Consider the following 23,448-nt stretch of genomic DNA (forward strand, 5'->3'; position numbering starts at 1 on the left):
ATGAGTTTTTTTGAATATTCTAAATTGATTAACTTACCGTTTTGGTTCCGACGCCGTTCATCAAAGAAATACCGGTATAGACCAACAACAGAAAGAATGCGATCAGTCCGCCCCAAACCAAGGTTCTTTTGAACCAAGTCGGGAATTTGTTTCCTCCTCCGAGGAGATAAACGGCCGGACTTAGGATCGGGATCAGGCCGATCGCCGCGATCCAAAACAACTTTCGACTTTGGTCCAGATCCGTTCTGTCTTTCAGATCGAACAGGGACAGGGAAGTCCAACAGATATAAATCGCAAACGGAAGTAAAAATCCCAACCAGTGATAGAAAAACGGGAAAAGGCTGATCGGTTTTACGAGAGTGAACGCGCCCGTAGTAGGAGCCGGTTTTCTCGGAACCGACTTTAAAACCTCTTCGGTTTCTTTCGGAAGTGTGATCCGGTTCAGATCCAGATGAAAGTCTTCAAAAGCGGTTAACGCAGGTCTCACCGGAGCCGAACTTCCTTGGGGGATGTTGATCTGGGGTTTCGGAATCGGTTGTTCTTTATAATTTCCGGAAGGGAACTTTCCACCGGAAGCCTGCACCATCAAACCGAGAGCGCCGAGCATCATGGAAAGATCTCCGCCCATCGGAAGTCGAATCCAAGAATTACAACCGTTCCCTATTTCCAAAAACGCGGGAAGTTCCGTTCTATATTCGTTTCCGGAAAAACAATTGCCCGTGCTCATCGGCCCGGCGAGGGCGATGTCCGCCCTCCCCGAATTATAGACGATGTTGTCTTGAACCACGTTGTTATGCGAAATCCAAAACTTCTCGTCCAAGTTGGGAAGAATTACGATTCCGTTATTTACGTGATCGATCACTACGTTCTTACGGATGACGTTGGAAAGACCGCCCGCAATCAGAATTCCGTTTCCAAACGAAGGATATTCCAGAGCGGCGATCGGAGCCTTGGGATTATTGTTGTTGTAGACCAAGTTCCCGATGATCGTCGTTTCCCTTTCGGGAGGAAGAAGTTCCCGATCGAGCGTGTTCGGCGCGAGACCCACGATGTTATTTTTCCAAACGGAACCGATCAGATAGAGCTCACCGCCCGAGTTCGTACCCGAATAACCGAGAGCGTTGTGTTCCGACACAACATCGTAAAGGATCGCCTTACAAGGATAACACTGACCGATATAAATTCCGGAGTCCGGAGAACCGGAAGCGTAGGAATGTTCGATCACACCGTTCATAGAATCGAACGCATAGATGCCGTAATCCCCGTTGTTATACGAGGTCAAATAAGAACCTCGGAAACCTTTGACTCCGGTCCAATAAAAGCCGTTTAACGTGGCGTTTCTTGCGGTTATGTTTTCAATCGCAACTCCGTCCGCGGCGACGACCATAATCCCGTTTCCTCTTTGAAACTGACCGTCGATGATAACCTGGTTCCGATCCACGCCTCGAATCGTAATCGAAGGAGTTGTAACGGTCACTTCTTCCAAATAAACACCTTTGTCGATCAAAACGAGATCGCCGGGACTCGCCGCATCCACAGCGTTTTGAATCGTAGGATAAGAAGAAGGAACCTTGCGAGTGGTTCCGGAAAATTGAGAAACGTTCTTCCAGGATTTACCGGATTTTGCGGCGGGATTGTAAGGAACATTTCCGACGACAACGTCTCCGACCATTCCGTTCAACCCGTCGGGAGTCGCGTGAAAAGAACAAAAGTAAGGGAACACACCTTCTTTGGAAAAGGTAACTTTGGTTTTGGTACCGCGAGGCATAACGATATTCCCGAAGGATTTTTCGGTGGACCAATTTTTATCCACAGAGATCGCGTTATGCGGATTGTTTCCCGAGTTGACAAACTCAACGATTCCACCCACGGGAATTCTCTGCATCGGAGGAGAAAAAGAGTTATCGATCATCAATACGTGAGCGAAACCTTCGATCTCATCCTTCTTTTCCCCGGAACAAGCGGAAACGAAAACTCCTAAACAAACTCCGACAAAAAGTAAAAGAAACAAATAAGCGGCTTTTTTAATTTTGAAACTCGGACTTTTCATTTTTGATGAACCTCCGGACTTTCCGGGATTTTATTGTATACTGAATCTGAGGATTGTTCTAAATGGGACTCATCTGCATTCAATCTGTGGAGTTGAATGCCGTAAAAAGAAACCTTCTTGATCTATAAACGACTCTAAATCTCTTCCATTCAGAATAATGAGCATCTGCTCACATATTTCAAAAAACTCAAGACAAAAATAAGATGAGAAAGATTTTTCCCGAATTGAAATGTTTGTTATTTTGTGATCGGAAGAATACATAGGTTCGAAAAAGATACGGAACAATCATGAGTTTTGTTTCCCATTTAAAAGACGTATTCAAAATTCCCTCTCACCATTCCGCACATCCTAACGTTTGGAAAAGATATATCATCCAAGTTCTTTTGGTTCTCACTTCTTGTTTCGGATTTTTGATTTATATCCCGAGCGTCTATTTAGCCTGGGAACAAGGACTCGGAGAAGTGGTGATACTGAACACCCTCGCGCTTCTTCTCGTATGGTTTCTTTTATTACTGCCGAACCGATTCTACAAACCTAAATCCTACTTTTTATTGTCCTTAATTTTCATCATGGGCTGTTTACTTTATACGAAGATAGGATTGGGAGGCGCGGGAATTCTTTGGTTTTTTTTAGTTCCGGTTTTGTGCGGAATCTTTTTAAGCCGGACTTTTGCGTTTTGGGGATGGGTCGTCGCATCGGTTTGCGTTTTTTCGGGAGCGGTTCTTGCTCATTATAAAATCTGGAAAGGAGGAGAAATTCCCTTTCAGATTCTAGTCATAGGAGCCAACTTCACTTTCTTATGCGGGATTCTAACGTTTTCGGTGATGTCCATTTTAAAAGGACTTGTAGACGGAATTAAAAAACAAAAACGACTTTTACTTCTCCAAAAAAAAACCAACAAAGAACTTCAAAACGAACTCTCGATCCGAGCGGTTACCGAAGCGAAACTCACGGAGTCTTTGCAGGATAAGGAAACTTTATTTCGAGAAATTCAACATAGAGTAAAAAATAATATCCTGTTGATTCTGGGAATGATGACCTTGGAACAGGAACAGGCCAAGTCGGATTCGGCTAAAAAAGCGATCGAGTCCGCAATCAATCGGATTCAATCCATGGGGATGGTTCAGGATTATTTATTTCTGAAAAATTCTTATACGATCGTCGATGCGAAAGATTATCTCGGTACGTTAGTGGATCATCTTTTTCTTTCTTACGGTCCGAGCGACGGAAGAATCAGATCCGATTGTAATATAGAAGAGATCGTTCTTCCCGTCGACAAAGCGATCCACTGCGGATTGCTCCTAAACGAAATCCTGTCCAATTCCTTCAAACACGCCTTTCCGGAAAATCGAGAAGGTAGGATTACGATCTTATTTCGAAAATCCGCCTCGGGTTATTTGATCTTGGAAATTGCGGATGACGGAGTCGGCGGAAAATCCGAAAAAAGCGAATCGTCGGAAGACGGTTCCCTCGGAATGAGCCTCGTCAAAGCGCTTAGTTTTCAATTGCGGGGGGAACTGGAAGTCGAACAAGGAAACGGTTTTCTGGTCCGAGTGCGTTTTTTTCCATAAAACTTATTTTTTGAATATTCAAAAAATAAGTTTTATCATGGGACAGACTACTACTACTACTACTACTACTACTACTACTACTACTACTACTACTACTACTACTACTACTACTACTCTTCCGGAAAGGATTCAAAACAAAGAGTACGTTCTTTCATAAAAGAATGAAACTGTTTATGAGAGGCGCAGTCCTCTTCCGTACTCACAAAGTAATCGAACCCTCCTCCCCTCATTTTGATCCTGCAACATCCTTGAGCGGTCGGCTTCGAAGTTTCCGCATTTCTCTCCGGTTCTTTTTTTTCCCTTTCCTTTGCAAACGAAGTTCCGTAAAGAAACAAAACGATCAGAAACGCGATCGATCTTTTAAACCCAACTCTTCTTTTCATCGTAATAATACCCGCGTGATGTAATTTCAAACGGCTTCCGTTTTTTTAAGACGACGTAACGCGTTCGAACGTGTACGAATCATTTTAGGATCCTATATTTTTGAGCAAATAAAATAGAAAGAATTCGGAAATAAATTGCAATTCTGAATTTCTTACTAATACTGAAATATTAATTTAAATCCACAGGAACCCTATTCTTATGAATTTTTTTACCCAAATTTTACGAAACTCCGCGCGATCCAAAGTTCGTTTTTTATTTTTTATACTTCTTTTACCCAACTGGATTTTTGCGGAAACGATCCTTTTTAAAACCGGAGAAAGGGCCTACGCGACCGTAATCGACCAAGACGCGGAAACGGTAACCGTCATTCGAGACGGAAAAAGGGGAAAATTAGCAAAATCTAAAATTCTTAAAATCATCTTTAAGGAAATCAAAGACGAACAGGAAATCAATAAAATCATCGAAGCCGAAAAAAAGAAACTGAACAAAGAAGGCAAAAAGAGCGATAAGGACGATCAACTCGATACGATCTATCTCGAACAGATGATTAAAGAGAACAGTTATAAGATCGTTCAGAAACGTCTATCTTTGGTGGAAAAATATTTGGAAGAAAGGGACGGAGATTGGGAAAGTTATATCACTTCCAAAAGAAATCCGTGGGAACCCGTATGGAAATCCGCGATTCTTCCCGGTTGGGGCCATAGTACGATGAGGCAGAGCGGATGGAGCACGACGTATTCCGCTTTGTTTTTTGTTTCTTTTCTTTCCTACTTCGGACTGGACGCGTCGGAAAAAGAAAGAGCCAAGGCTTACGATAAAAAAATCGAAAAAATCATCGAACAACAATTTACGATCGATGAACTTTTCGGTTCCGACGCCTCTTCTTCTACTTCGAATTTAAATCCGATTCTTCAGTTCAACACATTACGAAACTTGAATTCACTCAACTCGATCCGTACGGACGAATCGGATTACAAAAACGCAAAACATACGGCGGCCGGAGTCGCAATCGGAATCTATCTCATTCAGTTAAGCCACGCTTATTTTGCCGGAAAGACCTGGGCGCAAAACAACGTGATCCAAACTCCGGCGGGCGAAACCGTTTCGGAAGGTTTTGGAATCCGAGGAAACCCTTTGGTTTCTAAGGAAATTGCAGGCGGAGTAAGAAGTATCGACGTCGGCGGCCAAGTCCTATATACTCTCTTCTACTAAGAGTTCTTCCCAAAACCTGTCGAGTGCCAATAATAGCAGGAGGCTTTAGTTTCACAAAACGCGGGAGTTCCCGCATTTTCAGGTTTTGGGACAGCTTTTAAATTGTTTAGGGAAATTCATGCCCGCTTGTTTTTTAAGGATCGTTCGGAGGAAACTCGAACCTCCGCACTCCCTAAGAATGTTTAGGGCGGTTTTCGCAGAAAAAACGTTTCAGAATTTCATGATTTTCGTATATTCAACAAATATTAAAAAAGCCGCAATTCAAAACTTTGGAACGGAATGGCCTTTCGAAACCAACCATTCCGGATTGAAAATCCTAGATTGATACCTGGCTCCGGAATCGCATAACACGGTAACTACGGTATGACCGGGTCCGAGTTCTTTGGCGAGTTGTACGGCGGCGGCAACGTTGATTCCCGTGGAACCTCCTAGAAAAAGCCCGTCCTTATACAGAAGTTGATAAACGACCTTTAAACATTCCTCATCCGTAATTCGAATCGCGTCGTCCATCGGCGCGCCTTTCATGTTCTCTGTGATCCTTCCGTTTCCGATCCCTTCCGTAAACGAACTCCCTTCGGCGGAGATCTCTCCCTTCTTAACGAAATTATAAATCCCGGAACCGTACGGATCGGCGATCACGGTTTTGATCTTGGAATTTTTTTCCTTTAAAAAAAGGGAAACTCCCGCGTAGGTTCCTCCGGTTCCGAGAGAAGTGATCCAAGCGTCTACTTTGCCGTCGGTTTGTTCCCAGATTTCGGGCGCGGTCGTTTTGTAGTGTGCGTCCCGATTGGCGAGGTTATCGAATTGATTGGCCCAGATCGTATTGTCCATCTCTTGGGCGATTCTTCCGGACACCTTAACGTAGTGATTCGGATCCTTATAAGGAACCGCGGGAACGGTTCTCACTTCCGCGCCTAAGGTACGTAAGAGGTCGATTTTTTCCCGGGACTGCGTATCCGGAATGATAATCAGAGTTTTATAACCCTTAGAATTACAGATATGCGTGAGTCCGATCCCCGTGTTTCCGGCGGTACCTTCCACGACCGTTCCGCCTGTTTTCAGAAGTCCTTTTCTTTCCGCGTCTTCTACGATGTAAAGAGCGGCCCGATCCTTAACGGAACCTCCCGGATTTAAGAACTCGGCTTTTCCGTAGATATTACAACCGGTTTCCTCGCTAAAACTGCGGAGCAAAATGAGCGGGGTATTTCCCACCGCATCGGAAAAATCTTTTTTAACGTTCATAACACTTTCATCGATTCCGGTAGAATAAAAACGACTCGTCTCGTAATTCGAACTTAAAACGAAATACTCCGCAAAGACGCGGAGTATTTTTTCTATATTCTATTTTTGGAATAGTATCCAAAAGGAATATTCCACAATAGCGGAGCGTCGAACGGCGCGAGGTTCCGATTGAACAACGGCCGTTTCGAAACACGTTAGGCGACGGTGACGTCTTTGGAAAGATAAACGTCCTGAATCGCGTTCAAAAGAGCGACTCCGTCCTTCATCGATTTTTGGAACGCCTTTCTTCCGGAGATGAGTCCCATCCCGCCCGCTCTTTTGTTTACGACCGCCGCTTTTACCGCGTCGGAAAGATCGTTCTCGCCGGAGGCTCCACCCGAGTTGATCAGGCCGATTTTTCCCATATAACAATTCGCCACTTGGTATCTCGCCATGTCGATCGGGTTATCGGCGGTCAACTGAGTGTACATTCGATCGTCTTTTTTGCCGAATTTTAAATCCTTAAAGCCGCCCGCAAAAACTTCGGGAAGTTTTTGTTTTACGATGTCCGCTTGGATCGTCGCACCCAAGTGATTCGCCTGACCCGTAAGGTCGGTGGCGAGATGATAGTCGATTTTATCCGGTTTGAAGGAATCGTTTCTCAAATACGCCCAAAGAATGGTGACAAGTCCAAGCTCGTGCGCCCGATGAAACGCTTCGGAAATTTCTTGAATTTGACGGGAAGATTCATCCGACCCGAAATAAATCGTGGCTCCGACCGCAACCGCGCCCATATCGAACGCCTGTTCCACATTTGCGAACAAAATCTGGTCGAACTTGTTCGGATACGAAAGAAGTTCGTTGTGGTTGATCTTAACGATAAACGGAATTTTGTGAGCGTATTTTCTAGAAACGAGTCCTAAAACTCCGAGGGTGGAAGCGACGGCGTTGCAACCTCCTTCGATCGCGAGTTTTACGATATTTTCCGGATCAAAATAAGCCGGATTTTTCGCAAACGAAGCGCCCGCGCTGTGTTCGATTCCCTGATCTACGGGGAGAATGGAAGTATAACCGGTTCCGCCCAGTCTTCCTGTGTTCAGAATCGTTTGGTAATTTCTGAGAACGCTGTTGTTTCGATCGCTTTGGGAGAGAACTTCGCCAACGTAATTGGCTCCGGGAAGGCTTAAAGATTCTTTGGGAATCGTTTTACAAGTATGGTTTAAAAGAGAGTCCGCTTCTGCACCCAGGGCGGCTTTGATTTTATCAATCATTCCTAAGTTCCTTGCTCGATTTAAATGTTGGATACAGGTTTTTTCACTCCACCTGGTTTTTCCATCGATTTTCGTAGGCAAGTCAACGACAAAAGTTTCTCGAAATCCTAGTGGCCGTCGTATCCTCCCGCGGTCACAACGCGGGACCGAAGTCGTTAGGCGGAGCCGCGAAAAACTCGGATACTGGTTCCTATAAAATTAAGTGCCGTTTATTTTTATCGTAGAATCGGAAGCGATGCACTTTTTCGGATTCATTGTTAAACGGGAATTTGAATGATAAAATCCCAACCCGATTCCGATTTTTTGAGTAGAAGTTGTCCTCGGTTGGCTTGCAAAATTCCATAACAGACCGAAAGTCCCATCCCGATCCGAGCGTCGTTCGAGCGAAAATTTTCAAAGGGTTCAAATCTACTTTCTTCGCTCAAATTCAAGTTCAACTTTCCGGAAATTAAAATCTTCAAATAAGAAATGTCTCCGGAATCCAAAGCGGCCTTCAGATGGATCTGGGTTTTTTTCTGATTTTCGGAATAATAGTACAAAATGTTGTAAAGCACTTCTCGAATCTGATTCGGGCGAATGGAAACTTCCAAGTCTTCGGGGATTTGTTTTATCAAATGAATCTCTTGCGACTTCAACATCTCGGAGATCATATCTTCTACGGAGTTTACGAGTTGTTTAATGTTGCTTTGTACCGGTTGTTCCGGATCTTTTTTGGAAAATAAAACCAAATTGCGTATGATGGCTGCGATCCTTTCTCCCTGTTCGATGATGAGACGCGCGTAATTTTTCACGTCGGCGTCTCCCCCTTTGTGGTTTCGAATGATATGTCCGTAATTGATGATTCCCATCAAAGGATTGTTGATCTCGTGCGCGAGACCCGCCGAAAGTTTTTGAATCGAGTCCAATCTTCTTTCGGATTGGATCACTCTTTCCATTTCGGATTTTTCTTTTTCGGACACGGAAAGAGAGGTCAGTTCCGAAAGGATGATGATGGAACCTACGATATTTCCGTCTTCGTCTCTGACGGGAGAAACACGAAACGCAACTTGAATGCGGCTTCCGTCTTTACGAGTTAATAAAGCCGGAATGTATTTCAAGTGATCGGATTTTACACTTTCGATTTTTGCGCGAATATTTTCACCGTTGTCTGTGGAAAGCCTCAGAACTTTTTCCCCCTGTTCGCCCTGAACCTCGGACGGAACCCAACCGGTCAGATACTCCGCGGTTCGGTTCATAAATAAGATTTTTCCTTCCCGATCCAGAGAGATCGCACCCTCACCGATATTTTGGATGACGTCTCTGAATTCATTTCCTTCTTCTTTCGCCTTTCCGAATCTCTTTTGTTGTTTGAGCGCGATCTCGATGGAATTTTTCAACGCAGTCGGTTGAAACGGTTTTGAGATGTATCCGAACAGCGATGCTTTGTTCACGGCCCGATTGAAAGTTTCCTCGTCCGCAAACGCGGTCATAAAAATGACGGGAACGTCCATTTTCTTTTGGATTCTTTCCGCGGCTTGAATCCCATCCAATTCCCCCTCGATACGAATATCCATGAGGATCAAATCCGGCTTTGTCCGTTCCGCAAGTTCCATGGCCTCGTCCGCGGTCCTTGCAATTCCTGAAATCCGATACCCTAACTTTTGGAGAGAAACTTGAAGATTAAAAGCGATCAGCCATTCGTCGTCCACAATCAGAATCGAAGGAAAAAAATCGGTTTCGGAGGAGTTCATCTTGAGCTATTATGACCTTGGCAAAAAAGACGGATTCTACTTAAATTGAAAACCATTTTTCAATCTCAATTCGAGAATTCTACCCGGAACGAGACTTAAATTCAAAAGATATTAATCAATCCGTGGAAAAATTCTTGAACCTTATACCAAAGCTCTTAGGATATATTGAGCGAATGAAATAGCCCATAAATGATATCGATAACAACCGAAACGGAGAAGGGAATGTACATAAAACAGATTTTGGCAAAAAAAGATCGAAAACTTCTATCGGTGGAACCGGAGACCTCGGTGATGGAGGCGGTCAAGTTTATGACCAAATACGATATCGGATCGGTAATCATTTTGGCGGAAGGCAAACTAAAAGGAATTTTTACCGAAAGGGACGTGTTACATCTTTCCGCCGAATTGGGTCTGGACTTCTTTAAAAAATCGGTTTCGGAAGTGATGTCGACCTCTTTGACCACGATGACTCCGGAGGACGACGTGGACGAACTCCTTTCCATTATGCTCAAAAAAAGGATCCGTCACATGCCGATTTTAGAAGAAGGGCTGTTGATCGGAATCATCTCGATAGGAGACGCGGTCAAAGCGAAGATCGAAAAAACGGAAGAAGAAAACAAAAACCTCAAGCAGTACATGTACAACGAGAACGGATTTATCTAAAGTTCCGATTTTACCCAAACTCGGGAAAAAAATTTCCTTTTTTTCAGATTGCAAGAAACGAGAGCCGGGTCAAATTAGAAACGGTTCGAGCCGAAAGTTTACAGACTTTTTCTTTCAAAAAAAATTCGGCCGATAAAAATCGCAAACGTTATGAAACTGATTCTTTTCATTCTGATAACCTACTTGGTTTATCGTTTCCTTTCCCGTTTTTTTACACCTCACAGAGAACGCCCGAACACACAATGGAAAACGTTTTATACGAACGTTCCTCCGACGTATCCAACTCCGAAAGAAAAAGACATTTCGAGTAAGGCTCGTGTAATCGAGGAAGAAAAATGAAATCGCCTTCCGTCCTCCTGAAAATTACGATTTTCGCATTTATTTTCGGTCTTGCCTCGGCTTGTTTTAAACCTACCGGAGAATTCGGTTGGGCCTTACTCGATGAGGAAAAGTTCAATATTCTCGAAAAGAAAATTATGACCGTCGAAGAATATACGATCACAAGAAGGAATCTGATTTTTCCGGACGACAAAACCATCCGCTACATCTACCGATTTTCAGGGTCCGTTTCCGAAACTGCGGAGACTTACGTGAGTTTGAGCCGTTTTCAACTCGGATACAACGAAATGGACGTACTTCGAAAAAGACCGAATCCGATTTCCAAAACGATCGAAGGGTCTTTTCAAGATTTGAGTCCGGGAAAGTATCTTCTTAAAATCGCCTACGAAGGAGACGTGATCGACGAAGTCGAGTTTTTGATTCGTCCGGCGTCTACCGTCTACGCGGAAGAAACCCCTACTTCTCCCTCGGACGACGATATTGAAAGAGCGATGAAGTGAAAATCCGTTTGAAATTTCTTTCGATTTGAAGGATCGATTTCAAGAATCATTAGAAAAATTTAATTTCCTACTTTAGAAAATCCTAAAGTTACAGAGGTTCTCTTTTGATCCCGTCTTCCAGGATTTTATTGATTCGATCGATGTTCTTTAAGGAAAGGTTGATCTCGATCGAATTACCGATCTTAACGATGTCTTCGTAAATTTTTCTTGCGGAAAGAAAATCCTTTTCCTCTTCGAGGAGAATCGACAATTTCTTCATCGCCAAAGTCGCCGGAGTGGAATTCAATTTGGTTCGAACGACTTCGAGACGGCTCGTGGATTCCTGAAGATCCAAATCCTTCAGACGATACTGAGCCATGATCGAATCGTCCGTTTTATCCAAAAGATTTCTTTTGATCGCGAGAGTTTCTTTTTTTAAAACCGCGTTTTTGTTTTCTTCCGCTTTGTAAATTTCCTTTAAACGTTCGTACGAAAGGATCGCGGCGTTCAAAGAAGTTTTCTCCTCACGAGGTTTTTTATGATACGCGTACAATTTGGAAGTTCCGAACTGAGCCAGAAATTCTTGACGATGGAGTTCGCAAACTTCCGCAAACGGAAGATTTGTGTTTTCCGGATTCGAATGTTCTTTTAACCAGACCCCGTAATAAAAAGCGGCACGTTCCAGATTTCCGGTTCTATTTTCAAAAAAAGATCCGAGTTCGTACGTAAACGGAATTTTCCTTTTAGAATCGGTTTCCGCTTTGTAATAGAGTTCGTAAAAGGAAGAAGCCAAAACGTTCTGCTTGAGTTCCGTGTAAAGGGAAGCGATCGAAAAATACGTATCCGCGAGTTTTGACTCTTCCGTTTTTTCTTTGCGAGCGAGTTCGAGATACTTTTTATAAAAGTCGATCGCCTTCGCTTTTTTACCCGAAGCTTTCAGTTCTTTTGCGAGATCCAGAACCGGCTCCTTCATCGTAGGGTCGAGTTTGGTCGCAAGTTCCCAAAGAGCGGCGGTAGCAAAAAAATCGGTGTTCCGTTTATAGTCGAATAAAACGAAAATTCCGGTCCCCGCAATCCCGAGTTGGTTGACCACTTTCAATCTTTCCTTGTTTTCGCCCTCCGCCTGTTTAACGAGTCCCGCCAAATAGTAAACCAGCTCCGCGTCTTCCTTGGATTTTTTCCTTCTAAAAGTTTCGTAGGCACCGGATTTGGAATCGTTATATTCCTTTTCCTTAATTTTGAGATCGTCTTCGGACCGGACGATTTTTTCCTTAAACTCGGGAAGTTCGGTTGCGGTTAACGTTCTTTCGAAAGTTCCTCCGTTCGGATTTTGTTCGGTGATTTTTGTTTCCCTTCCGCGTACAAGATTGGATTGGAACAGATGATAGAAGTTTTTGGAGTTTTTCAGATCTTTTTCGGATTTTTCCAAATTTTCAAGGGATCGTTTGTGGGAAAGCGCCCCTTGTTTTTCAATCGGATCGAAAATTTCGGAAAGCCTTCTTTCATCCAGATATTCCTCTTCGGTATGACTGAAATCTCTGTAACGAATCGCGGCGAGAGCGGATTCGATCGCCTTTGCGTTTTGTTTTTTCCGATCGTATTCTTTGGAAAGAAGCCTGTGGAGTTCGAATAAAATCGGAGAATCCCTCATCATTCCGGACGGAGCGAGTTTGGAGAACATGCCGAGAATCAAAAGACGAATCGTGTTTCTGTTTGTTTTTTCGTCGAAAATTTTACCGAGCCGTTTTTCCTCTTCGATCCTTCGGGAATCGATAAACTGAGAATAATACTGCCCGAGTATTTTTTGTATTTCGGAAATGGAATCCTTGGATGGATCTTGCAAAACCTGACGAAGACCGGCTAAATCCTGTTCGGTGATCTTTACGGAAGGAGGATCGTAGAGATTTTTAGAATCGTATCGTCTATCTTGTTCGTCCGGATAAACGGACAAGGCCCCGAGGCATAACAAAAAAAGAATTTTGAATTTCTGAAAAGTAAAAACGTTTAAACGGAAACGGTTCCGAGTTTGAAAGGCCGTGGATTTTTGAAAGATTGCCGTATTTAAAAAATCGAAGCCGTTCCGATTTTGAAAGTTTCTTTTTTCATCCGACATTGCTTCCCAATTCGGCCAAGTCTTCCGCTCCCAAAATCTTTTCCACGTCTATGATGATGATAAACCGATCGTCTTTTTTTCCGATTCCGGTGATGTATCTTCCCGAAATTCCTTTTACGGAAGGCGGAGGGGGATTGATGGACTCGGGCGGAAACAAAACCACGTTAGCCACCTTGTCTACGATGATTCCTACGGATTGACCGCCCACTTTTACGACAATCGCTCGATCGTATGCGAGTTCCCCGTCCCTAGGAACCGTAAGTTTGACCGCGAGATCCACCATCTTGACCACTTTACCCCGAATGTCCATGATTCCCGCAAAATAACTTTTTGCCTTGGGAATTCGGATTAAATTATGGATCTTGATAATCTCATCCACCAGAGAAATGGGAATCGCGTATTCCTCGTCTCCCAAGCTAAAAAGAATGTATTGGTGATCGATTTCGGATGCCATGATTTGCCTCAATACCGGGTATATCCGACGTAGTAAAAGTAGGATCCAAGACTCATAAAGAGAAGGACTTTTACAAAGAGCGGATTTCTTTTTCTCAGCATCCAGTCTAAACCGCCAAAAAGCAAACCGAAAACGGCAAGTGAAAATCCCAGCAGATAGAAATCGGTATATGCGTAATAGATTCCGAGAGCCGAACAAGCTCCAAGGGTTAAATCTTGAAACTCGCTCCAAAATCTTTCCTTAACTCGAACGATCCAAGGTTTTTTATATTTTCGATCCCTTGAAAAAATTCTCTGCCAAAGAGTTTTCTCCCGGTTGATTCCGAAGATATGATCGTAACGACTGGAAGTTTCCCAAGGTCGTCGCGCGTTTTCTTCGACATGACCGAGAGGTTGTTTGGAAATTCCATAAAGCCCGCCGAGGGTGTTTAAAAGATCCGGGTCCGGTAAACAGGAAAATACTTCCTGAAACGGCGCGAGTTTCGCGTGGATGGGAACCATTCTCCCGTTGGAAAGATCTTTTTCCTGAATGATCTCTCCGTCTTTAACCGTGGCGATATAAATCTTTCCGTTCTCTCCCTCGATTTCGAGAGTCAAACGAACTTTTTTTTCGTGAAAGTTGAGATCCGCCTGTAAGATATCGCCGGACGGAGTTGTGGCGGAATAAGATTTCGTATAACCTCTCGCAGGTGGTGTTTCTTTTTTCCACCATCTGCGAAAAACGGAATAATCCTGAAATGAACCCATACCGATTGTATCGGTCGAATCGGAAACGGGCTTAACGGTCCTACGATGTCTCTGGCTTGATTCCGGGACGACTGCCCGGATAGGATCTACGGATTATTTTTTCTTCTTATGTCTGTTCGCTCTTCTCTTTTTCTTTCTTTTATGAGTAGCGATCTTTCTGCGCTTTCTTTTTTTACCTGAAGGCATTAAAGAACTCCTTAGATTTCCTTCCTGTCAGAAAACTATTCCGTGTACTTTTGTAAAGTTTTATTTTTACGAAGCTCCGCGACTAGGTTTTTGATATCGCCTACTCCGGATTTTGTACTGATAAACAGAACGTCGTCTTCTTCCACAACGATCAAATCGTTCACTCCTAAAATCGCCGTGAATTCTTTTCGAGTCTGAGTGATGTTTCCGGAAGACTTATGAAACAAAATCGTCTTTCCCATGTGCCTGTTTCCGGACGAATCTCCGGGCATCACCCTTTCCAAAGAAGTCCAAGAACCCACGTCGTCCCAACCGAAACTCGCTTCCACCATTCGGATCCGGGAACTCTTTTCCATAATCGCGATATCCACCGGATCGGAAGGAATGATTTTGAACGCGGCGGGAAGTTCTCCCGCTTTTTTAAACGGAAATCGTTCTTCGAGCGGGCCTATAATTTCGGGAGAATACGCTTTAAATTCTTCTAATATTATGGAAGTCTTCCAAAGAAAGATCCCCGGGTTCCAGTAAAAATTCTTTTTTTTGATATACTTGAGCGCGGTTTTTACGTCCGGTTTTTCGTAAAAGGATTTTACCGCAAAACAACCGTCAATCGCCTTTCCGGACTCGATATAACCGTAACCGACTTCGGGACGGTTCGGTTTGATTCCGAGAAGTACAAGATGATTTTCCGCTTGTTCGAGGGCTTTTGAAATCGTTTTAGTAAATTCCTTTACGGGCTGGATCCAAGCATCCGCGGACAATACGACTTGCAGAGGATCTCCGTACTGCGCCCGAAAATACAAGGATGCGAGCGCGATGATCGGAGCCGTGTTTTTTCCTTCGGGTTCGATGATAAAGTTTTTTTCCGGAAAGTTTTTTTCCTGAGAGAGAATCGATTTTTTCAGACTCGCGTTGGTTCCGATATAGATACGATCGATCGTAGTTACGGTGAGCGCTCTTTCCAAAGTTTCTCGCAAGAGAGTTTTGTTGGAATACACTTTTTGCAGTTGTTTCGGAGTGGATACTCTCGAACGAGGCCAGAAACGTTCCCCCTTGCCTCCCGCCATAATCAATACCACCGGTTTGTCCTGATTCATTCTACCTCTTTGGGTTTTTTAGAATTCTTTTTCTTTTTGGAAGACGGGATCTCTCCCAAAATCATCTCCGAAGGAAGTAGAATCACTTCCACGTTGTCGGATATACTTTCATAAAACAGAAATTCTTTCATGTCCGGATTTTTAGTTACGAAGTCCTTGGTTCTCTCCAAACGTTTGAGGAGCGCGGAAGTTTTCGCGTCGTCTTCTATTTTGTACACTTCCGCCTTTCCAAGAGCCGCGACAAGATCCGATTTTCTTTGCAGAAGAAGATTTTGATTCCTATAAATTCCGGTGATCATAGCGGGTTCGGGAACCTGCAGATCCAAAATCCTTACGTGTAAGGTTTGAAACGTTTTTTCGTCCGCGAGTACGTCGGCTGTGAAATTGTTCCGGAGATAACCGTCCAAATTGGACTTGAGGGAGTTCGGGTTGGCGAGAAATTCCTCCACCTTCTTGCGAAGAATGGAATACAATATTTTATGAATATACGAATCGATCTTTTCCGTTTTGATTCCGGCGGCTTCCAGAAATTCAAAAGTTTTGTTCGAATACAGGGAATACCGGACTTCGAGCCTAACCCTGACCTTACCCTCGGGAGAATTTTCGGGAAACATTCCCGAAGAAAGATCCACGTTTAAGCCGACTTCGGAAAGTCTGGAGTGAATCGGAAAACGAATTACGTCGTATTTCCAAGGAAGAATCGCCTTCCATTCGAATACGGTTCCGGGTCCGGATGTATAATCTAAAATCTCATCGGAACCGTCTACAACAAGAAGCGACTCCCGCTCTTTGAGAGCGTGGATACAAAAAAAGAGAAGAGCCGCAACGGATCCCGAAATCAGGACCCAGAATAACTTAGTCCAAAATCGCATTATCCTTGCGCTGCGTCTTTCGTTTCCTCGGTATAAAGCTTGATGATCTTAGCGGGAATGATCGTGGAAATCGCGTGTTTGTAAACGAGGCTCTGTTTGTTTTCCTGTTCGAGTACGATCGTAAAATTATCGAAACTTACTACCTTACCTTTCAAGGGAACCCCGTTCAAGAGATAAATCGTAAGATCCAATTTATCCTTTCGGGCAGTGTTTAAGAGTTGGTCCTGTATATTGTTTTTAGCAGACATCTTTTTTTGTTTCCGTTACTTTATATGTTTGATATGTTCCAGCGCCTCGGACCGATCCATCGATTGGATGTAGTTTTCCTTTCGAAACCAAGTGATCTGTCTTTTGGCATAATTCCTATGAGACTGACTTAAGTCCGCAAAGAATGTCTCTACATTGGAGTTTCCTTTTTTATTTTCAAGTGCAAAATTATAACCTAAGGATTTGAGCCCCGGACACGATTCCCCGTATCGTTCTCGAACCTTCCAAGCCTCGTCCGCCATTCCCAAATCGATCATCTGCTTGGCTCTCAGGTTGATTCTTTCATAAAGTTCTTTCCGATCCGGATTCAGAAAAATACCCAAACGAATGTCCAAATCGAATCTACGAATTGCGGAAGTACTCGGATCGATTTTCAAACGGGACCATCGTTCTCCCATGAGATTGACTTCCAAGGCCCTTCCCAATCTGTAATCGTCCTCTGAAAATATTTTATCCAAAGAATCCGGGTCCAATTCTTTCAGAAGATTTTTTTTTTCTTCCCGACTTAAGGAAAGAACTCGGTCCCGTACGGAAACGTCGATTTCCGGAACGGGAAACATTCCGAACAAAAACGCTTTCAGATAAAACCCCGTACCTGCGGTAAAGACCGGAATTTTATCCGCGTTCAAAACTTTTTGAAGCGCCTCTTGTGCAAGACGATTGTAGAGTCCCGCGTCGACGGTTTCAGAGGGAGAAAGGATTTCCACAAGATGATGGACCACCCGAGACTGCTGTTCCTTTGTGGGGGCGGCGGTTCCGATCGGCATATCTTTATAGATCTGCCTGGAATCGAAGGAAAGAATTTCGAACCGAGTCGGATCGAGTTCGGCGATGAGGGAGGTCTTACCCGCCCCGGTCGGAGCGGCAAGAATCACAATCGGAAAAGCCAAGGAAGAGATTACTCTTCCGGTTCTTCCGCGTCTTCACTTTCTTCATCCAAGGCCTCTTCCAGAGGTTCCTCGGTGAATTCCATTTCCTCATCTTCCACAAGTGTTTCTTCGTCGATGATCTCTTCTTCCTCGACGACTCTGGGACGAACGGTGCGGGTGCGGGTGACGGGACGTTTATTTTGATCCGCCCCGCATTTAGGACAGATCTTTTCTTCTTTGTTGAGATCGTAAAATTTGGTGGAGCAGGTATGACAGGTCCATTTTTTTCCAAGAGGATTTAAGGGCGCGCCTTTGGACCCGGAAACCTTTTTAGTCACTGCGGCTGACTTGGATTTTGTAGAAGGACTCGAAAGCGCCTTTTTGATGATCTCTACTTTCTTTTTTGCCGATGCGTTCCCTTTTTTGGGTGCAACTTTTTTTGCCGTCGCCTTTTTCTTAGCCGCGACCGTGGCAGTTTTTTTGGACTTAGTCTTTTTACTATTTGCCATCGGAATTGATCATGTTACGAGAGAAGTATCGACGTTCAAGCAGAAATAATTTAATCTCCTACTTGAAGGACGGGCGAAAACCTTAACCGATTTCTAAAAAAAACGCAAGGAAAGAATCTTTTGATTTTCGTTTTTTCGGGTTCCCCAAAAAACGAAAATTTTTCTTCTTAGTTTATCTCAAAGAATCGTTCCTTTCGTATTAGTTTCGTATTAGAATTTCGTTTCGTAACGAAAACCCGTTCCGATTGGATGAATTTCCGGGAGAAAGTTTTTGAAAGTAAAACTGAGCGTAAATATCAACAAAGTCGCAACCCTCCGAAATTCGAGAGGCGGAAACATTCCAAATCTTTTGTATTTCGCTAATTTGGTTCTGCAAGCGGGAGCGCAGGGAATCACAGTCCATCCGAGAGAAGACGAAAGACATATTCGAAAGGACGACGTGTTGGCCCTGAAGGAATTCATCGACGCCTACAACCAAAGGAACAAAACAAAAATCGAATACAATATCGAGGGGGAACCCTCTCCCCGTTTTTTGAATTTGCTCCTCGATACAAAACCGGATCAGGCGACTCTGGTTCCGGTGACTCCGGGAGAAATCACGTCGGATCACGGATTCGACTTCGACAAAGACATGGAAATCCTTCAAGAATATTCTAAAATTCTAAAGAAAGAAAAAATCCGCGTTTCGCTTTTCGTGGAAACGGATCTCGAAAATCTAAAACTCGCCTCTTTGTCCGGAGCGGACCGCGTGGAGTTTTATACGGGTCCTTTTGCACAGGAATTCGATCGTTCTCGGGAGGAAGGAAAAAAACGTTTCGAATCCTTCTATGTCCCTGCGGCCAAAATCATTCTGGATCAAAAAATGGAAATCAACGCGGGCCACGATTTGGATCACTTAAATTTGAGAGTTTTTTCAAAACTTCCCGGTCTTAAGGAAGTTTCCATCGGTCACAGGTTGATTTCCAGAGCCTTAGAAATCGGAATCGATCGAAGTGTTAAGGATTATCTTCAAGCTCTTTCGTAAGATGCCTGAATCCTTCGAAGTTCGGATCTCCTTGAATCAGATAAAAGGCCGCTTTTTTTAGATACAGAGCCAAGTTTCTCGTGTTATGATTTTTTTGTGAGACCGTTTCCAGACTTTCTTTGAACTTCTTTAGATGTTCCGCGGCTTGGACTTTGTTTTTGGACTTTACGGACTGACGAAATTCTTTCCAAGCCTTTGTAACTTCCCGGTTCGGAAACTGCATCTTTTCCAAGTCCTGTTTACGCACCGCTCCGCTTACGTCCCAGACTTCCCGATACGGATGAGAATTCTCAAGAAATTTATAATATTCTTTCGTATAGTTCGTTTCGTTCGATCCTACGGGAACGAGCGCGTTCGATTCCCCGACACATTCCGCAAAAATTCCTTTTTTTAAGGATTCGCTTCCGATCTCCTTTAAGGCCGCAAGTACGATCAGATCCGCGAGTGTTTCGTTCTTTTTTCCGTCCTTACAGTTTTTGATCGCTCGGAAATATCTTTTTTCCACTTCGTCCAAAGCCAGGACTTCACCCTGTTCGAGTTCCAAACGATACGCGACTTGAAAAACCTGATCCCGATAAAGGCTGTCGGACGGATCGGCCTTCCTCGCTCGAAGCGCGTATTCCAAAGCTTCCGGATAATTTTTTGAAGAAGATAAGAGAATGGAAAGATTGTAACAGGATAAGGCCCGATCTGGATGTAAGGATCTACAACTCGACCTTAAAAGTCTGACGGAGGATTCTTTTTCTTCGGGTGTTCCGTAAAATTCCAAAATCGCCTGTTCTTGAATCATCTCCAGAGCGAATCTTCCCGAGCCCGGCATGGAAACCGTTGAACAAGAGAAAACGAAAATCAAGAAGGTGAACACAACCCAAAGAGATTGACACTTTGAGATTTGAATAGAGAATGAACCGAAAATTTCCTGAAATCCGAGGGACACGAGTTTGAAAAAAGGATCTGCCGCGCTTTCGTCGTTACTTACCACTCTTTTGACCATTTTTATCCTATTCTGCGAGCCTACATCCGGTAAGTCCCCGGTCAAGGCGGACTTTACCGTCAAGGATTTTGATAACGTGGTCGTCACAGTGTCTCGGCATTACATCGACAAGAACATCGATAAAAATCGCGCGTACCGCGAGGCCGCCATCTATGCGTTGTTGTCCCTTCCCCATTCTATCTATCTCTATCCCGAAAGTTATTTCAAAGAAAGGGAAAAATACGAGGAAAAGGACGAAACTTTTCCGGGTAAATCCTTCAAAATCTCGACCGACGATTCCTTCCTCCTTTTCGATCCCGATTACGCGGAAGTGGAAAAGATCAGAGACCGTAAATTGAAAGAGGATTCGAACAAGTCCAAGGTCAACGACGAGGAAGTGAAAAAGATCGTGGAAAGGGAAAAGATCCGTAAGAACGTTCTTTCTTCCAAATGGGAACGGACCGGTTTTAGTAAAAAAGATTTTGACCGAGTTCTCGCGTTCATTGAAACCAATCTGGACAAGTACAAGGACTCTCCCTTAAAGGATCCGTTCGGAGAATCCGAGGAAAAATCCAAAGAACCGTTTACGATGAACGACGTTATGCTCGCCGCGGCGAACGGTTATCTCTCGTCTCTCGATCCTCATAGCAGCGTTTTCCTAAGATCCGCTTGGGAAGAATCCATGTCCAAAATTCAAGACGGAAGTTTTGAAGGAATCGGAGCCATTCTTTCCGGAGGTGGTAACAGAGAAGTCATCGTGGAAAATCCTCTCGAAGGAAGACCCGCGGTCAATGCGGGAATCCGTTCCGGCGACGTGATTCTTGCCGTGGATGGAAAGTCGATCAAAGGAATCCTTCTGGATAAGGTTGTGGAAAAGATCAAAGGGAAAAAAGGTTCCAAGGTCGCGCTTACCATCCAGAGAAAAGGAGTTCCCGGAACCTTACACATAGAAGTTGTGAGGGATACGATCGAAATCAAAAATCTGAGCAGCAAGCTGATCGAAGGTCACGATCATATCGGCTATATCAAACTCACCGGCTTTGTGAAGTCGGAAGACGGACCATCCGTGGACCGGGAAATCGTGGATAAGTACAGAGAACTCGAAAAAGAATCCCAGGCGAAAGGTACCAAACTCAAAGCGGTGATTTTAGACCTGAGAAACAACGCCGGGGGTTACTTGGATCTTGCGATCGATATCGCGGATATGTTCATCGAAAAGGGTTTGATCGTTTCCACAAAAAGTCCGAACCGTAGTCCCGAAGACGCTTATGCGAAGAATAAGGACATCACCGATTTACCGTTAGCCGTTTTGATCAATGCAAAGTCCGCTTCCGCTTCCGAAATCGTAGCGAGCGCGATTAAACACCACGGAAGAGGACTCATTCTCGGAGAAAGAACCTTCGGTAAGGCGACGGTTCAAAAACTAATGCCTCTCGAAAACGACTATCTGATCAAACTCACGCAGGCCCGTTATTATTCTCCTTCCGGTAACACGATTCAGGTTGTGGGAGTCAAACCCGACATCGACATTTCTTCCGAAGAGGACGGATCTTTTCCTTTCCGATTTAGAGAGGAGAATATGTGGAACCACCTTTCGGAACTTCCGGCTGCGGCCGAAGAGAAAAGTTCTTTCGACGTCAAGAAGTTGGAAGCTTGGGTTCAAAAGAACGGAAAGTCCTCCGAATTCATCTCGGCTCATAAAAACGATCCGATCAAACCGGACTATCAACTGATTCGTTCCCTGGATTACATTGAAGCGCTGATCAACACACAAAAAAAGAAATAACATGCCCCGGATTAAAACGGACTTCTTAGTCCTAGGGAGCGGAATCACGGGTCTTTTTGCGGCCTTAAAATTAGCTCCCTACGGTTCGGTGATCATCGTCACCAAAAAATCGGACTACGAATCCAACACGAACTACGCTCAGGGCGGAATTGCTTCCGTCTTTGCGGAAGGCGACAAACTCGAGGACCACGTCAAAGATACCCTCGAAGCCGGAGCCTGGCTCTGTGATCCCGCGGCGGTTCGGGTTCTCGTAGAGGAAGGACCTCCCCTAGTCCGGGAACTCTTGAACTACGGGGTTCCGTTCAATTTGGAACCGTCCGGAAAATTCGATCTTTCGAGAGAAGGCGGGCACGGAAAAAACCGAATCGTTCACGCACACGACAGAACCGGAAGGGAAATCGAAAAAACTCTTCTCGGCGTGGTCAAACAAAATCAGAATATTCAAATATTAGAATATCATACTCTGGTGGACCTCATCACCCCTCACCATTTGAAACAAAAAGGGCTCGTTTGTTACGGAGCTTACGTTCTTTCCAATCATACCGGCGAGGTGTTTCCGATTTTGGCGAAAGAAACGATCCTCGCCACGGGCGGGGCCGGTCAGGTTTATTCCCATACGACCAACCCTAAGATCGCCACGGGAGACGGGGTCGCCTCCGCCTACAGGGCCGGAGCGCTCATTAAGAATATGGAATTTTACCAATTCCACCCGACCGCGCTTTATCACGAAGACGGGGATTCTTTTTTGATCTCCGAAGCGGTTCGGGGAAAGGGCGCCGTCTTATTGAACAAGGACGGAGAAGCGTTTATGAAACGGTATCATGTTATGGGGGATTTGGCTCCTCGCGACGTCGTAGCAAGAGCCATAGACTCGGAGATGAAAAAAAGAGGAGAGGCTCACGTTTGGTTGGACGTCACTCATCTTCCTGCTTCTCAGATCCGGGAATCCTTTCCTTCCATTTATGAAAAGTGTAAGGAGTTAGGAATTGATATCACCTCCGATCGAATTCCGGTTGTTCCGGTCGCACATTTTCTCTGCGGCGGAGTTGCGTCCGATTTGGAAGGAAGAACTACGATTCCCAATCTTTCTGCGGCGGGTGAAACCGCTTGTACGGGAGTTCACGGCGGAAACCGTCTCGCGTCCAACAGTCTTTTGGAATGTCTTGTGTTTTCCAATCGAATCGCAAACCGAATCGCAAAAGAAAAACCGGACTTCGTCAAAGCCCACGACGAAATTCCCTCTTGGAACAAGGAAGGAATGGTCAATACGGAAGAATGGGTTTTGATCTCTCACGACTTAAACGAAATTAAAAATACCATGAGCAACTACGTGGGAATCGTTCGTTCCGATCTTCGTTTGAAAAGGGCCAAACGAAGAATGGATCTGATCTACGACGAGGTAAAGGATTACTACAATCGGACCGTGATCACAAATCCTCTGATCGAACTTAGGAACTTGGTGATCGTGGCGGAACTCATCATCCGCTCCGCGCTCGCCAGAAAGGAAAGTAGAGGACTTCATTTTTCCACCGACTATCCGGAAAACAGAAACCCGTCTCGGATCGATACGGAAATCAGAAACGAAAAGGTCGTTCTTTAGATTTTTTTCTATAAAACTTTCATTGATTAAGA

Annotated in this window: 22 protein-coding genes and 1 pseudogene; 8 read left to right on the forward strand and 15 right to left on the reverse strand. The window is 44.3% G+C overall.

Annotated elements, in window-relative coordinates; all coding sequences use genetic code 11:
• Positions 1 to 28 precede the first annotated feature (28 nt).
• Together LEP1GSC060_RS17295 and LEP1GSC060_RS20410 are read right to left on the reverse strand one after the other, a co-directional pair.
• A complete protein-coding gene (locus LEP1GSC060_RS17295) occupies positions 29 to 2,050 on the reverse strand; it encodes a plastocyanin/azurin family copper-binding protein (RefSeq protein WP_003009841.1) in 2,022 nt (673 codons plus the stop codon).
• A 79-nt stretch (positions 2,051 to 2,129) separates the two neighbouring features.
• Positions 2,130 to 2,339, reverse strand: a pseudogene (locus tag LEP1GSC060_RS20410) (hypothetical protein).
• Between LEP1GSC060_RS20410 and LEP1GSC060_RS17300 the strand changes: the two are divergent.
• Positions 2,338 to 3,621 carry a sensor histidine kinase gene (locus LEP1GSC060_RS17300; protein WP_003009909.1) on the forward strand — a complete coding sequence of 428 codons (1,284 nt, stop codon included), beginning with the start codon at positions 2,338 to 2,340 and terminating at the stop codon, positions 3,619 to 3,621. The pseudogene LEP1GSC060_RS20410 and the gene LEP1GSC060_RS17300 overlap by 2 nt on opposite strands.
• A gap of 110 nt (positions 3,622 to 3,731) precedes the next feature.
• Here the strand turns inward: LEP1GSC060_RS17300 and LEP1GSC060_RS17305 are convergent, their stop codons facing one another.
• The gene (locus LEP1GSC060_RS17305; protein WP_036097010.1) at positions 3,732 to 4,004 is read right to left on the reverse strand and encodes an LIC_11321 family protein; all 273 of its coding nucleotides are present in this window, start codon (positions 4,002 to 4,004) and stop codon (positions 3,732 to 3,734) included.
• Positions 4,005 to 4,203: 199 nt separating this feature from the next.
• Between LEP1GSC060_RS17305 and LEP1GSC060_RS17310 the strand changes: the two genes are divergently transcribed.
• Entirely contained in the window at positions 4,204 to 5,217 is a 1,014-nt protein-coding gene (locus LEP1GSC060_RS17310; protein WP_003009360.1) for an LA_0442/LA_0875 N-terminal domain-containing protein, read from the forward strand.
• Between the two features lie 261 nt (positions 5,218 to 5,478).
• Here LEP1GSC060_RS17310 and LEP1GSC060_RS17315 read toward each other — a convergent pair whose 3' ends face one another.
• The 3 genes from LEP1GSC060_RS17315 to LEP1GSC060_RS17325 form a co-directional block, all read right to left on the reverse strand.
• Positions 5,479 to 6,459: a cysteine synthase A gene (locus tag LEP1GSC060_RS17315; protein ID WP_003009315.1), complete on the reverse strand. Its 981-nt coding sequence runs from the start codon at positions 6,457 to 6,459 to the stop codon at positions 5,479 to 5,481.
• A gap of 194 nt (positions 6,460 to 6,653) precedes the next feature.
• Positions 6,654 to 7,709, reverse strand: a complete 1,056-nt coding sequence (locus LEP1GSC060_RS17320; RefSeq protein ID WP_003009564.1) for a class I fructose-bisphosphate aldolase — start codon at positions 7,707 to 7,709, stop codon at positions 6,654 to 6,656.
• Positions 7,710 to 7,966: 257 nt separating this feature from the next.
• A complete protein-coding gene (locus LEP1GSC060_RS17325; protein WP_003009441.1) occupies positions 7,967 to 9,439 on the reverse strand; it encodes an ATP-binding response regulator in 1,473 nt (490 codons plus the stop codon).
• 222 nt (positions 9,440 to 9,661) lie between these two features.
• On the opposite strand from LEP1GSC060_RS17325, the gene LEP1GSC060_RS17330 reads away from it, so the two are divergent.
• The 3 genes from LEP1GSC060_RS17330 (at position 9,662) to LEP1GSC060_RS17340 (ending at position 10,941) form a co-directional block, all read left to right on the forward strand.
• Positions 9,662 to 10,102, forward strand: coding sequence for a CBS domain-containing protein (locus LEP1GSC060_RS17330; RefSeq protein ID WP_003009769.1), 441 nt, complete (start codon positions 9,662 to 9,664; stop codon positions 10,100 to 10,102).
• Positions 10,103 to 10,252: 150 nt separating this feature from the next.
• On the forward strand, positions 10,253 to 10,441 hold the full coding sequence (locus LEP1GSC060_RS17335; RefSeq protein WP_003009404.1) for a hypothetical protein: 189 nt from the start codon (positions 10,253 to 10,255) through the stop codon (positions 10,439 to 10,441).
• Positions 10,438 to 10,941, forward strand: a complete 504-nt coding sequence (locus tag LEP1GSC060_RS17340) for an LIC_12238 family plasminogen-binding lipoprotein (protein ID WP_003009799.1) — start codon at positions 10,438 to 10,440, stop codon at positions 10,939 to 10,941. Before LEP1GSC060_RS17335 ends, LEP1GSC060_RS17340 begins: the two co-directional genes overlap by 4 nt.
• An 88-nt stretch (positions 10,942 to 11,029) precedes the next feature.
• On the opposite strand, the gene LEP1GSC060_RS17345 is transcribed toward LEP1GSC060_RS17340, so the two are convergent.
• From LEP1GSC060_RS17345 to LEP1GSC060_RS17380, 8 genes are all read right to left on the reverse strand, one after another.
• A complete protein-coding gene (locus LEP1GSC060_RS17345; RefSeq protein WP_003009626.1) occupies positions 11,030 to 13,033 on the reverse strand; it encodes a hypothetical protein in 2,004 nt (667 codons plus the stop codon).
• The gene (locus LEP1GSC060_RS17350; protein WP_003009824.1) at positions 13,023 to 13,487 is read right to left on the reverse strand and encodes a chemotaxis protein CheW; all 465 of its coding nucleotides are present in this window, start codon (positions 13,485 to 13,487) and stop codon (positions 13,023 to 13,025) included. The genes LEP1GSC060_RS17345 and LEP1GSC060_RS17350 overlap by 11 nt, the downstream gene beginning before the upstream one ends.
• A gap of 8 nt (positions 13,488 to 13,495) precedes the next feature.
• Complete coding sequence (locus LEP1GSC060_RS17355; protein WP_003009779.1) at positions 13,496 to 14,233, reverse strand: hypothetical protein; 738 nt, start codon at positions 14,231 to 14,233, stop codon at positions 13,496 to 13,498.
• A gap of 221 nt (positions 14,234 to 14,454) precedes the next feature.
• Positions 14,455 to 15,516 carry a mannose-1-phosphate guanylyltransferase gene (locus tag LEP1GSC060_RS17360; protein WP_003009720.1) on the reverse strand — a complete coding sequence of 354 codons (1,062 nt, stop codon included), beginning with the start codon at positions 15,514 to 15,516 and terminating at the stop codon, positions 14,455 to 14,457.
• Positions 15,513 to 16,388, reverse strand: a complete 876-nt coding sequence (locus tag LEP1GSC060_RS17365) for a hypothetical protein (RefSeq protein WP_003009915.1) — start codon at positions 16,386 to 16,388, stop codon at positions 15,513 to 15,515. Before LEP1GSC060_RS17365 ends, LEP1GSC060_RS17360 begins: the two co-directional genes overlap by 4 nt.
• Positions 16,388 to 16,636, reverse strand: a complete 249-nt coding sequence (hfq, locus tag LEP1GSC060_RS17370; RefSeq protein ID WP_003009702.1) for an RNA chaperone Hfq — start codon at positions 16,634 to 16,636, stop codon at positions 16,388 to 16,390. The genes LEP1GSC060_RS17365 and hfq overlap by 1 nt, the downstream gene beginning before the upstream one ends.
• 15 nt (positions 16,637 to 16,651) lie before the next feature.
• On the reverse strand, positions 16,652 to 17,545 hold the full coding sequence (gene miaA, locus LEP1GSC060_RS17375; RefSeq protein WP_003009928.1) for a tRNA (adenosine(37)-N6)-dimethylallyltransferase MiaA: 894 nt from the start codon (positions 17,543 to 17,545) through the stop codon (positions 16,652 to 16,654).
• An 8-nt stretch (positions 17,546 to 17,553) separates the two neighbouring features.
• The gene (locus LEP1GSC060_RS17380; protein WP_003009517.1) at positions 17,554 to 18,033 is read right to left on the reverse strand and encodes a TIGR02300 family protein; all 480 of its coding nucleotides are present in this window, start codon (positions 18,031 to 18,033) and stop codon (positions 17,554 to 17,556) included.
• A gap of 271 nt (positions 18,034 to 18,304) precedes the next feature.
• Here LEP1GSC060_RS17380 and LEP1GSC060_RS17385 point away from each other — a divergent pair, with 271 nt between their 5' ends.
• A complete protein-coding gene (locus tag LEP1GSC060_RS17385; protein ID WP_003009550.1) occupies positions 18,305 to 19,057 on the forward strand; it encodes a pyridoxine 5'-phosphate synthase in 753 nt (250 codons plus the stop codon).
• On the opposite strand, the gene LEP1GSC060_RS17390 is transcribed toward LEP1GSC060_RS17385, so the two are convergent.
• Positions 19,029 to 20,051, reverse strand: coding sequence for a hypothetical protein (locus tag LEP1GSC060_RS17390; RefSeq protein ID WP_003009893.1), 1,023 nt, complete (start codon positions 20,049 to 20,051; stop codon positions 19,029 to 19,031). The two genes, LEP1GSC060_RS17385 and LEP1GSC060_RS17390, sit on opposite strands and share 29 nt — an antisense overlap.
• Between LEP1GSC060_RS17390 and LEP1GSC060_RS17395 the strand changes: the two genes are divergently transcribed.
• Both LEP1GSC060_RS17395 and nadB read left to right on the forward strand, forming a co-directional pair.
• Positions 19,999 to 21,816 carry a S41 family peptidase gene (locus LEP1GSC060_RS17395; protein WP_036096980.1) on the forward strand — a complete coding sequence of 606 codons (1,818 nt, stop codon included), beginning with the start codon at positions 19,999 to 20,001 and terminating at the stop codon, positions 21,814 to 21,816. The genes LEP1GSC060_RS17390 and LEP1GSC060_RS17395 overlap by 53 nt on opposite strands.
• A 1-nt stretch (position 21,817) precedes the next feature.
• On the forward strand, positions 21,818 to 23,416 hold the full coding sequence (gene nadB / locus LEP1GSC060_RS17400) for an L-aspartate oxidase (RefSeq protein WP_003009947.1): 1,599 nt from the start codon (positions 21,818 to 21,820) through the stop codon (positions 23,414 to 23,416).
• Positions 23,417 to 23,448: the final 32 nt, after the last annotated feature.

The organism is Leptospira weilii serovar Ranarum str. ICFT (genome assembly GCF_000332415.1).
GTDB lineage: Bacteria > Spirochaetota > Leptospiria > Leptospirales > Leptospiraceae > Leptospira > Leptospira weilii_A.